General features: G+C 70.4%; 9 protein-coding genes. 6 read left to right on the top strand and 3 right to left on the bottom strand.

Going from position 1 to position 10,498, the window contains the following annotated elements:
* Positions 1-44 precede the first annotated feature (44 nt).
* The 3 genes from AVP41_RS08795 to AVP41_RS08785 all read left to right on the top strand — a co-directional run bounded on the left by AVP41_RS08795 (position 45) and on the right by AVP41_RS08785 (position 4,025).
* The gene (locus tag AVP41_RS08795) at positions 45-1,502 is read left to right on the top strand and encodes a GuaB1 family IMP dehydrogenase-related protein (RefSeq protein ID WP_067163408.1); all 1,458 of its coding nucleotides are present in this window, start codon (positions 45-47) and stop codon (positions 1,500-1,502) included.
* A gap of 127 nt (positions 1,503-1,629) precedes the next feature.
* Entirely contained in the window at positions 1,630-2,973 is a 1,344-nt protein-coding gene (locus tag AVP41_RS08790; RefSeq protein WP_067163406.1) for a hemolysin family protein, read from the top strand.
* On the top strand, positions 2,970-4,025 hold the full coding sequence (locus AVP41_RS08785; protein WP_067163403.1) for a hemolysin family protein: 1,056 nt from the start codon (positions 2,970-2,972) through the stop codon (positions 4,023-4,025). The genes AVP41_RS08790 and AVP41_RS08785 overlap by 4 nt, the downstream gene beginning before the upstream one ends.
* A 47-nt stretch (positions 4,026-4,072) precedes the next feature.
* Here the strand turns inward: AVP41_RS08785 and AVP41_RS08780 are convergent, their stop codons facing one another.
* Positions 4,073-5,146, bottom strand: a complete 1,074-nt coding sequence (locus AVP41_RS08780; protein ID WP_067163401.1) for an NADH:flavin oxidoreductase/NADH oxidase — start codon at positions 5,144-5,146, stop codon at positions 4,073-4,075.
* 41 nt (positions 5,147-5,187) lie between these two features.
* Between AVP41_RS08780 and AVP41_RS08775 the strand changes: the two genes are divergently transcribed.
* Genes AVP41_RS08775 through AVP41_RS08765 form a run of 3 tightly spaced genes read left to right on the top strand, consistent with a single transcriptional unit; the run spans position 5,188 to position 7,627 of the window.
* Positions 5,188-6,021, top strand: a complete 834-nt coding sequence (locus AVP41_RS08775) for an ADP-dependent NAD(P)H-hydrate dehydratase (protein ID WP_067163399.1) — start codon at positions 5,188-5,190, stop codon at positions 6,019-6,021.
* Between the two features lie 42 nt (positions 6,022-6,063).
* On the top strand, positions 6,064-7,299 hold the full coding sequence (locus AVP41_RS08770) for a glycosyltransferase 87 family protein (protein ID WP_067163397.1): 1,236 nt from the start codon (positions 6,064-6,066) through the stop codon (positions 7,297-7,299).
* Positions 7,300-7,318: 19 nt separating this feature from the next.
* Positions 7,319-7,627, top strand: coding sequence for a thiamine-binding protein (locus AVP41_RS08765; protein WP_067163394.1), 309 nt, complete (start codon positions 7,319-7,321; stop codon positions 7,625-7,627).
* A 4-nt stretch (positions 7,628-7,631) separates the two neighbouring features.
* On the opposite strand, the gene metX is transcribed toward AVP41_RS08765, so the two are convergent.
* Together metX and AVP41_RS08755 are read right to left on the bottom strand one after the other, a co-directional pair.
* Positions 7,632-8,834 (bottom strand): homoserine O-acetyltransferase MetX, encoded by a 1,203-nt coding sequence (gene metX, locus AVP41_RS08760; RefSeq protein WP_067163392.1) that lies wholly within the window; start codon positions 8,832-8,834, stop codon positions 7,632-7,634.
* Between the two features lie 210 nt (positions 8,835-9,044).
* Entirely contained in the window at positions 9,045-10,367 is a 1,323-nt protein-coding gene (locus tag AVP41_RS08755) for a bifunctional o-acetylhomoserine/o-acetylserine sulfhydrylase (protein WP_067163389.1), read from the bottom strand.
* Between the last annotated feature and the right edge of the window lie 131 nt (positions 10,368-10,498).

The raw sequence follows: 10,498 nt of genomic DNA, 5'->3' as shown, positions 1-10,498 counted from the left end.
CGCCGTCCCGGCCCCGGGCAGTGCCGAGTGGGTAGCCTCGGAGTATGCAGTTCTCCGGCGCGCGACCCCAGGTCGATCTGACGTACTCCGACGTCTTCCTCGTTCCCCGGCGTTCGGCCGTCACGAGCCGCCTGGACGTGGACCTGGCCCCCGGTGACGGGACGACGGCGACGCTTCCGCTCGTGGCATCCAACATGAACTCGGTCACCGGTCCGCGCCTGGCCGCGGCGCTGGCCCGCCGTGGCGGACTCGGCGTCCTCCCGCAGGACATGGCGCTGCAGCAGATCGACGCCGCCATCCGCTGGGTCAAGGACCAGCCCGTGGTGTGGGACACCCCCCTGGTGCTGCCGCCCGAGGCCACGGTCGCCGAAGCCGCGCTCCTGCTGCCGCCGACCGACGGCCACGGGATCGTCGTCGCCGTCGAACGTGAGGGCCGCGTGCACCGCGACGACGTTCTCGGCGTCGTGCCGGCCCAGCGCCTGGGAACCGCCCTCTCCGACGCCCGCCTGGGGGATCTCGTTCGCGGGCGCGTCGCCTCGATCGACGCCGACGATGTGACCGATGCCCGCCACGCATTCGACCTCATCGTCGCCGCCGAAGCGGAGACCGTCTGCGTGCTCCACCACGGATACCTCGTGGGCACTCTCTCGCAGCGCACCGCCCTGCGCTCCACTCTCTACCGTCCGGCCGTCGACGCGAACGGGCGCCTCATCGTGGCGGCCGCTGTGGGCATCAACGGCGATGTCGCCGGCAAGGCACGGGCCCTGGTCGCCGCCGGTGTGGACGTGCTCGTCGTCGACACCGCGCACGGACACCAGGAGGGGATGCTCCGCGCGCTCCGCGAGGTCGCCGCCCTGGATCTCGGTGTGCCGATCGCCGCGGGCAACATCGTGACGGCCGACGGTGTGGCCGACCTCGTCGATGCGGGCGCCTCGATCCTCAAGGTGGGAGTCGGCCCGGGGGCGATGTGTACGACGCGCATGATGACCGCCGTGGGCAGGCCGCAGTTCTCCGCCGTGCTCGAGACCGCTCAGGCGGCGGCGGAGCGGGGTGCCCACGTGTGGGCCGACGGCGGTGTGCGCTACCCGCGCGATGTCGCTCTCGCTCTGGCAGCCGGGGCCGCTTCGGTCATGATCGGGTCGTGGTTCGCCGGCACGCTGGAGGCGCCGGGGCAGCTGCAGACCGACGAAGCCGGCCGCGTGTACAAGGAGTCGTGGGGCATGGCCTCCACGAAGGCCGTCCACGGCCGCTTCGGGCGTCTCGACCCGTACGAGCGCGCACGTAAGGAACTCTTCGCGGAAGGGATCTCGTCGTCGCGGATCTACCTCGACCCGCTGCGACCCTCCGTGGAGGACCTCGTCGACATGATCACCTCGGGCGTGCGTTCCTCGTTCACCTACGCCGGTGCGGCAACGGTGGCGGAGTTCCATGAGCGTGCCCTCGTGGGCCTGCAGTCGGCCGCCGGATACGAAGAGGGCAAGGCGTTGCCCGTCAGCTGGTAGCGACCGCCCGACGACCGGCGTCCGCCGGGGTGGCGTGCCGTACAATCGTCTGCACAATGGACGACCCTCCTAGTTGCAGACGCTCGCCCCACCGACCCTTCTTCCGCGCGAGCGGGGGTGACGCGTGATGGACTACGTCATGTTGGGCGTGGGGCTCCTTCTGACCATCGGCACGGGGCTGTTCGTCGCCAGCGAGTTCGCGCTCGTGAACCTCGACCGCGCCGAGCTCGAGAAACGGCAGACCGCCGGCGAGTCGCGTCTGTCGCTGACGATCAGTGCGCTGAGGATCACCTCGACGCACCTGTCGAGCGCACAGCTCGGCATCACCCTGACGACGCTCCTGACCGGGTACACGATGGAGCCGGCGCTGTCGAACCTGCTCTCGCCGCTGCTCACGGGCTGGGGGATCCCCGAGTCGGCGGTGCGTCCCATCGCGACGATCGTCGCGATCTCGGTGGCCACGGTGTTCTCGATGATCCTGGGTGAGCTCGTTCCCAAGAACTTCGCCCTCGCGGTGCCGCGGCAGACCGCGAAGCTCGTCATCCCCTTCCAGGTCGCTTTCACGACGGTGTTCCGCCCGGCGATCGTCGTCCTCAACGGCAGCGCCAATGGCGTCCTGCGGGCGATGGGGGTGGAGCCGAAGGAGGAGCTCTCGGGCGCCCGCACGGCGGAGGAGCTCTCGAGCCTCGTCCGTCGCTCGGCCAACGCCGGAGTGCTCGAGGAAGACACCGCCTCACTTCTGGACCGGACGCTCACCTTCGCCCGTCTGACCACCGCCGATGTCATGACCCCGCGCCCCAGCGTGCACGCTGTCGCGGCCGGGGACAGCGTCGAAGACGTCATCCAGCTCGCCCGTCGGACGGGCCACAGCCGATTCCCCGTCTACGACGACTCCATGGACGACATCACCGGGATCGTGCACCTCAAGCAGGCCGTCAGCGTCCCCCGCGACCGCCGCGCCGAGGTCCCCGCCGCGGCCATCGCCGAAGAGCCGCTGCGCGTCCCGGAGGCCGTGCACCTGGACGCCCTCATGTCCGAGCTGCGCGGTCGCGGATATCAGATGGCGATCGTGGTCGACGAGTACGGCGGAACCGCCGGCGTCGTGACGCTGGAGGATCTCGTGGAGGAGATCGTCGGCGAGGTGTTGGACGAGCACGACCGCAACCGCGCGGGGATCGTCCGCGGTGTCGACACGGTCACCTTCCCCGCCGATCTGCGCCCGGATGAGGTGCTCGACCGGACCGGGATCCGCGTGCCCGAGGGCGACGTCTACGACACCGTCGGCGGGTTCATCATGTCCACGCTCGAGCGCATTCCCGTCGTCGGCGACGCCGTGGAGATCGAGGACGGCACCCTCACCGTGCACCGGATGGACGGGCGCCGCGTCGATCGCGTGCGGTTCACGCCGCGGCCGCTTCCCGCTGATGCGGACGCCGTCGTGCGCGGCGAGTCGGACGGAGGGCAGCGATGAACGACTGGGCCGGAATCGCGTGGCTGTTCGTGCTCCTCGTCTTCAACGCCTTCTTCGTCGGTGCGGAGTTCGCCGTGATCTCTGCGCGTCGCTCGCAGATCGAGCCTCTCGCCGAGCGCGGGTCGCGGGCTGCGAAGACGGCGCTGTATGCGATGGAGCACGCCACGCTCATGCTCGCCACGAGCCAGCTCGGCATCACGATCTGCTCGCTGCTCATCCTGAACGTGTCGGAGCCGGCGATCCACCACCTGCTGGAGGTGCCGCTGGGACTCACGGGCTGGAGCGAGGCGGTCATCGGAGGCATCGCCTTCGCCCTGGCGCTGATCCTCGTCTCCTACCTCCACGTCGTCTTCGGCGAGATGGTTCCGAAGAACCTCGCCTTCTCGCTTCCCGACCGGGCCGTTCTGCTGCTGGCGACACCTCTCGTCTGGGTGTCCAAGCTGTTCCATCCGATCATCGTCGCGCTCAACTGGACGGCCAACCATGTCGTGCGCCTGTTCCGCGTGGAGCCCAAGGACGAGGCCGCCTCGACGTTCACGCTCGATGAGGTCGCCACGATCGTCAACCAGTCACGGATCGAGGGGGTGCTCGACGACGCCTCGGGTGCGGTGACGGCGGCGGTCGAGTTCACCGAGAAGAAGGCGATGGACATCGCCGTGCCGCTGTCGGAACTGGTGACCCTTCCCGAGTCGACGACACCCGACGAGATCGAACGGGCCGTCTCCCGGCACGGCTTCTCCCGATATGTGATCGTCGACGAGGCCGGTTCTCCCGTGGGCTACGTCCACCTCAAGGACGTGCTGCGGGCGGCGGAGGGTCCGGGACCCGACGCGGCGGCGACGACGAGGATCCCCGCCAAGCGCATCCACCAGATGGTCCCCGTCTCCGAGACCACCGACCTCGAGGACGCCCTCGCCCTCATGCGCCGATCGAGCCGTCACCTCGCGCAGGTCCGCGACCGCCGCGGTGAGACGACTGCCGTGCTGTTCCTGGAGGACATCATCGAGGAACTCGTCGGAGAGGTGCACGACGCCACCCGCCGTCGACGCTGACAGCCGCGTCCGGCCCCGGGGCGGTGTTCCGGGAGCGTGCCGAGCGCTCAGCGGGTGGGACGTGCGCGCACGTACTGCACGGGCCAGAGGTCTGTGGCGGCGTCCCCCAGTTCGGTGGCGGCGCGGAGCGCGAAGTGCGGGTCGCGGAGCCACTCGCGACCGGCGAGGATGACATCGGCGTCGCCGGAGCGGAGGATCGCCTCTGCCTGCGGTCCGTCGACGATCTCACCCACCGCGCCCACCGGCCCGACGCCGGCGGCGCGCACGGCGGCGGCGAGGGGCACCTGGTAGCCGGGGCCGGTCGCGATCCGCTGGTGGGCGACGAGGCCGCCGCTGGAGATGTCGAAGAAGTCGGCACCGCGCTGGGCTGCCCAGCCCGCGACGGTCGTCGTCTGGGCCACATCCCAGCCGCCTTCCGCGGCGTCGGTCGCCGAGAACCGGACGAAGACGGCGGCGTCGGGCGCCGCCCCGCGCACGGCCTCGACGATGCGGAGCAGCAGTCGCGCGCGGTTCTCGAGGCTTCCGCCGTACTCGTCGGTGCGGGTGTTCGACAGGGGCGAGAGGAACTGGTGCAGGAGGTATCCGTGCGCGGCGTGGATCTCCAGCACCGTGAAGCCGGCGGCGACGGCCCGCGCCGCCCCGGCGGCGAAGTCCGCGACGAGGGCGTCGATCTCGGCGATCTCCAGCGCCCGCGGTTCTTCGAACCCGTCGTAGGCGACCGCCGACGGCGCCACGGTCTGCCAGCCGCCCTCGGAAGCCGGGACGGTGCCGCGACGACCGGTGAACGGCGACCACGTCGAGGCCTTGCGTCCGGCGTGGGCCAGCTGGATCCCGGCGACCGCGCCGCGGCTGCGGATCGCGGCCGCGATCGGGCGCCACGCGTCGCGTTGCGCGTCGTTCCAGATTCCGGTGTCCTCGGGCGAGATACGCCCCTCGGGAGACACCGCCGTCGCTTCGGTGATCACCACTCCCGCCCCGCCCGAGGCGAACTGTGCCAGGTGGACGTGGTGCCAGTCGTTGGGCATGCCCTCCTCGGCCGAGTACTGGCACATCGGAGCCACCCACAGGCGGTTGCGCGCCCGGATGCCGCGGATGTCGATGGGGGAGAACAGCTGGCTCATACGGTCGTCGCTCCAGGGGAGGGCGCCGGTAGGGTGGCGCCATGGACAGGGGATGGACGGCATCCGACACGGCGGAGCTCCTGCGGAAGCCAACCGCATCCGACGACAAGTATTCCCGGGGAGTGGTGGGTCTGCGCACCGGTTCGATCACCTATCCCGGTGCCGCCGTGCTCGGTGTGGAGGCGGCCTGGCGCACCGGTGTGGGGATGGTGCGCTACGTCGGGCCGGAGCGGGCGGCTTCGCTGGTGTTGGCGCGCCGACCCGAGACGGTGACGGTGGCGGGGCGTGTCCAGGCGTGGGTCGTCGGATCCGGGACGGACCCGGCCGCACGATCCGAGAGCGAGACCGCGGCACTGCGCGAGCTGCTGTCGGGGGTGGCCCCAGTCGTCGTCGACGCGGGTGCGCTCGAGCTCGCGATCGGTGCCACCGCGCCGAGGATCCTCACGCCGCATGCGGGGGAGCATGCGCGGGTTCGCGCCGCCCTGGGCCTCGAGGAGGACGCCAATGACGCAGAGGCGGTCGCCGAGACCGCTCGGGTGCTGAAGGCGTGCGTCGTGCGAAAGGGATCCGAGACGATCGTCGCAGGCGCCGACGGTTCGCTGATCGTGCTCCCCGTCGCGACGGCCTGGCTCGCCACGGCGGGAACCGGCGATGTCCTGGCCGGGACGATCGGCGCGGTGGTGGCGGGAGTCGTGGCGCGGTCGGCAGGCGAGCCGTCGCCGCGGGAGATCGCGCGGGCCGCGGCAGCCGGCGCGTGGCTCCACGCGCGAGCGGGGGCGCTCGCCGTCGACAGTCGCGGGGAAGGCCCGATCACGGCGCTCGACGTGGCGGAGTCCTTGCCGTTGGCTGTCGCGGCCGTCCTCGCCGACGGCTGACCGCGTTCGGGGCGGTCGCAGCGGCTCCCTAGGATGGGGAGGATGTCGAAGCGTGCCGTGCTGTGGATCGCCTTCGTCGCCGTGCACGTGGGGGTGGCATGGTTGGGGTTCCTCATGCCCAACGAACCCATGGGCGACGTGTACCGGGTCTATGAGCCGTGGTCGGCCCAAGCGCTGAACGGCGGGGCGATCGTCGGAATCGACACCCGGTGGGTGTATCCGCAGGTCGCCCTCGTACCGATGGTGCTGGCGCACGCCTTCGTCCCCTTCGTCGGGTCGTACACGGTGGCATGGGCCGTGCTCGTGACCCTCGTCGATGCGCTCGTGTTCGCGATGCTCGTCGGGCAGGCACGCTCGACCGGTCGGGTCGTGGCGGCCTGGTTCTGGCTGTCCTCGATCGCCGCGCTCGGTCCGGTCGGGCTGTACCGCCTCGACGGGTTGACCGTTCCGCTCGTCATCGCCGGTTCGCTGTGGCTCGTCGGCAGACCGTGGCTCGGGTCGATCGTCCTGGCCGTCGCCACGTGGATCAAGGTGTGGCCGGCGGCGGTCATGGCGGCAGCCCTCGTCGCTCTGCGGCGCCGCTCCGCGCTGGTCGGCGGTGCCGTGGTCATCTCGGCGCTGACGCTGGCCGTGATCTGGGCGGCGGGAGGCGGGGCGAACGCCTTCGGCTTCGTCGGCGACCAGACGACGCGGGGCCTGCAGGTGGAGGCCCCCGTCGCAGCGCCGTACCTCTGGGGCGCGCTCCTCGGTCTCGACGGCTTCTCGGTGTACTACTCCTACGATCTCCTCACCTTCCAGGTGACGGGCACCGAGATCGACCCGGTGATCGCGGCCATGACTCCCGTGCTCGTCCTTGCGATGGCCGGTGTCGTCGCGATCGGAGCCCTCAAGGCCTGGCGGGGCGCGACCTTCCACGCCCTATTTCCCGTCTTGTCGCTCGCGCTCGTGACCGGCTTCATCGTGTTCAACAAGGTCGGCTCGCCGCAGTACCTCGCCTGGCTCGTCGCTCCCCTCGTGATCGGGCTGCTGCTCGACCGCGAACGATGGCTCACGCCGGCGGTCCTCTCTCTCGTGACCGCCCTCCTGACGCAGCTCGTCTACCCCGTGCTCTACAACGGCATCCTCGTGCCGGAGCCTCTCGCTGTCAGCATCCTCACGGCACGCAACGGCATGCTGATCATCCTGTTCGTCTGGATGGTCGTCCGTCTCCTGCGGGTGCGACCCCCCGCGCACACCCGCGTGCGCTCCGTGCCACACGGCGCCGCCGATCCGGCCTGATCGCTCCGAGAGGACCCCCATGCTCATCGCCTTCTCCGTCGCCCCTTCCGGCACCGGTCGCGCCGACGGCTCCGTCCACGATGCCGTCGCCGCGGCCGTCCGCGTCGTCCGCGACTCAGGCCTTCCTCACCGCACGACGAGCATGTTCACGGAGGTCGAGGGCACCTGGGACGAGGTGATGGATGTCGTCAAGCGTGCGACCGACGCCGTGATGCCGTTCGGCTCCCGGGTGTCGCTCGTGCTGAAGGCCGACATCCGGCCGGGCTACGAGGGGGAGATCGACGGGAAGATCGAGCGTCTGGAGCGCGCGATCGACGAGACGAGCTGAATCCTCACCCCTCGAGCAGCCGGCGGAGGTGGTGGCCGACGGCCTCGGTCTCGATGAGGAACCCGTCGTGGCCGAAGTCGCTGGACAGGACGACCGTGTCGTCGTCGATGGTCGAGCGGATCCCGCGGCTGATGCGTCGCTGGCCGTCGACCGGGAAGAGGCGGTCGCTGTCGATCCCGAGCACGAGCGTGCGGGCGGTGACCTGCGCGAGGGCGTCCTCGATCCCTCCGCGTCCCCGACCGACGTCGTGCGAGTTCATCGCCTCCACCAAGGTCAGGTATGCGTTGGCGTCGAAGCGCCGCGTGAACTTGTTGCCGTGGAAATCGAGGTAGCTCTCCACGGCGTAGCGTCCGCCCTCGCGCAGCGGGTCCTTGTCCGATTGCCAGCTCCGGCCGAACCGCTGGTTCAGCTCCGTGGGGCTCCGGTAATTCAGGAGCGCCATCCGCCGGGCCAGGGCGAGTCCGCGGTGCGGACCCTCGCCGTCCGCCGCGTCGTAGTACTCCCCGCCCGCGAAGCGCGGATCCATCCGGATCGCCTCCAGCTGCACCGAGTTGAGCGCGACCTGATCGGCCGTTGTCGTGGGGGGAGAGCACAGCACCGCGAGTCGATCGACCCGATCGGCGTGACCGATCGCCCACTCCAGAGCGTGCATCCCGCCCATCGAGCCGCCGACCACCGCAGCCCACACCTGGATGCCGAGCGCGTCGGCGAGGCGCGCCTGCGCCTCGACCTGGTCGCGCACCGTCAGATGGGGGAAGCGGGGCCCCCATTCGTACCCGTCGGGGGCGATGCTCGCGGGGCCCGTCGAGCCCTGGCAGCCGCCGAGGATATTGGCGGCGACCACGAACCACTCGTCGGTGTCGATCGCGGAGCCGGGGCCGATGATGTCCTCCCACCATCCCGCCGTGGCGTGACCCGGTCCCGCCGGACCCCGCACGTGGCTGTCGCCGGTGAGGGCGTGGAGGACCAGCACGGCGTTGTCCCGCTGCGGCGACAGCGTGCCCCAGGTCTCGTAGGCGAGACGGATGCTGGGAAGCTCCCGGCCCCCCTCGGTGCGGAAGCTGCCGAGGGACGCGAACCGGCGGTCGCCGGCCGGATCCCCGTCGCGCCAGGCGCCAGTGGCCGGCGGCCGGGCCCGGAGCAGGCGCGCATCGGCCTCCGTGATCGGCGCGCTCGGCACCGTGTCTTCGGAGGTCTGCCAGTCCATGCCCCCATTCTCGCCCGTCGCGGCGGGGGGGATCCGTCGTGTTACGTACCGAAAGCAGGCCCGATCGGTCTCCGCCGGGAGACCGTGGCCCGCATCACCCGTCCAGCCTGCTTCCGGCACGGTTGGAGGGGGAAACGGCAGGTGCCCCGTCCCGGAGGACGGGGCACCTGCCGTGTTCTGAGGAGGAACGATCAGACGCGGGACGGCCGATCAGGCACGTGCCGCCTCGGACACGCGCCGCGCCGCAGCGAGGGCCTGCTCCAGGTCGGCCTTCAGGTCGTCGACGTTCTCGAGGCCGACCGAGAGCCGGACGAGACCCGGCGTCACCCCCGTGGTGAGCTGCTGCTCGGGCGTGAGCTGCGAGTGGGTCGTCGAAGCGGGGTGGATCACGAGCGAGCGCACGTCACCGATGTTGGCGAGGTGGCTGAACAGCGACAGCGAGTTGACGAACTCGCGGCCGGCTTCCACGCCACCCTTCAGCTCGAACGAGAGGACCGCTCCGACGCCCTTGGGGGCGTAGGTGTTCGCCGCCGCGTACCACGGCGAGGTGGGCAGGCCCGAGTAGTTGACCGACGCGATGTCGTCGTGGTTCTCGAGCCACTCCGCGATCTCCTGCGCGTTCTGCACGTGACGCTCGATGCGCAGCGACAGCGTCTCAATTCCCTGGATCAGCAGCCAGGCGCTCTGCGGCGAGATCGCCGCACCGAGGTCGCGCAGCAGCTGGACGCGCGCCTTGATGATGTAGGCGAGGGCGTCGCCGACGGCCGTGGTGTACGAGGCGCCGTGGTAGGAGGGGTCGGGCTCGGTGAGGCCGGGGAACTTCTCGACGTTCTTCGACCACTCGAACTTTCCGCCGTCGACGATCACGCCGCCGATGACGGTGCCGTGACCGCCGAGGAACTTGGTGGCCGAGTGGATGACGATGTCGGCGCCGTGCTCGAACGGGCGGATGAGATACGGGGTCGCGATCGTGTTGTCGACGATGAGCGGGACGCCCGACTCGTGTGCCACGTCGGCGACGGTGCGGATGTCGAGGATGTTGATCTTGGGGTTTCCGATGGTCTCCGCGAAGAACAGCTTGGTGTTCGGACGGACCGCGCGGCGCCATTCCTCGGCGTCGTCCTGGTTCTCGACGAAGGTGACCTCGATGCCGAGCTTGGCGAGGGTGTACTTGAAGAGGTTGTAGGTGCCGCCGTAGATCGAGCTCGACGAGACGATGTGGTCGCCCGCCTGGGCGATGTTGAGGACCGCGAAGGTCTCCGCGGCCTGACCCGAGGCCACCAGGAGCGCGCCGGTGCCGCCTTCGAGGGCGGCGATCCGCTGCTCCACGACGTCTTGCGTCGGGTTCTGGATGCGCGTGTAGATGTTGCCGAACTCCGCGAGCGCGAAGAGATTCGCAGCGTGGTCGGCGTTGTCGAAGACGTACGACGTGGTCTGGTAGATCGGTGTGGCCCGGGCCTTCGTGACCGGATCGGGCGCGGCGCCGGTGTGGATCTGCTTGGTCTCGAAGCGCCAGTTCTCGGCTGCGGACATGTCGGTCTCCTGCGGATTCGGGTGGGAAGACGAAGGGCGGATGCGTTCTTCGACTCCACCGAGAGTAGGGATGTCCCTCTCTGTCAACAACGGGCCGGAAATGTGACGTAACGTTCGCCGTCCCGGCGGAG

The sequence above is a fragment of the Microbacterium sp. TNHR37B genome (assembly GCF_001620065.1).
Taxonomy (GTDB): domain Bacteria; phylum Actinomycetota; class Actinomycetes; order Actinomycetales; family Microbacteriaceae; genus Microbacterium.
Note: the sequence above shows the minus strand (reverse complement) of the source record. Positions and strands in the feature narration are given on the sequence as shown.

Bases quoted from the DNA above. Each gene is read 5' to 3' on its own strand.
- AVP41_RS08770 (WP_067163397.1), top strand. From the start codon at position 6,064: ATGTCGAAGCGTGCCGTGCTGTGGATCGCCTTCGTCGCCGTGCACGTG.
- AVP41_RS08790 (WP_067163406.1), top strand. From the start codon at position 1,630: ATGGACTACGTCATGTTGGGCGTGGGGCTCCTTCTGACCATCGGCACG.
- AVP41_RS08785 (WP_067163403.1), top strand. From the start codon at position 2,970: ATGAACGACTGGGCCGGAATCGCGTGGCTGTTCGTGCTCCTCGTCTTC.
- AVP41_RS08775 (WP_067163399.1), top strand. From the start codon at position 5,188: ATGGACAGGGGATGGACGGCATCCGACACGGCGGAGCTCCTGCGGAAG.
- AVP41_RS08755 (WP_067163389.1), bottom strand. From the start codon at position 10,367: ATGTCCGCAGCCGAGAACTGGCGCTTCGAGACCAAGCAGATCCACACC.
- AVP41_RS08780 (WP_067163401.1), bottom strand. From the start codon at position 5,146: ATGAGCCAGCTGTTCTCCCCCATCGACATCCGCGGCATCCGGGCGCGC.
- AVP41_RS08765 (WP_067163394.1), top strand. From the start codon at position 7,319: ATGCTCATCGCCTTCTCCGTCGCCCCTTCCGGCACCGGTCGCGCCGAC.
- metX (WP_067163392.1), bottom strand. From the start codon at position 8,834: ATGGACTGGCAGACCTCCGAAGACACGGTGCCGAGCGCGCCGATCACG.
- AVP41_RS08795 (WP_067163408.1), top strand. From the start codon at position 45: ATGCAGTTCTCCGGCGCGCGACCCCAGGTCGATCTGACGTACTCCGAC.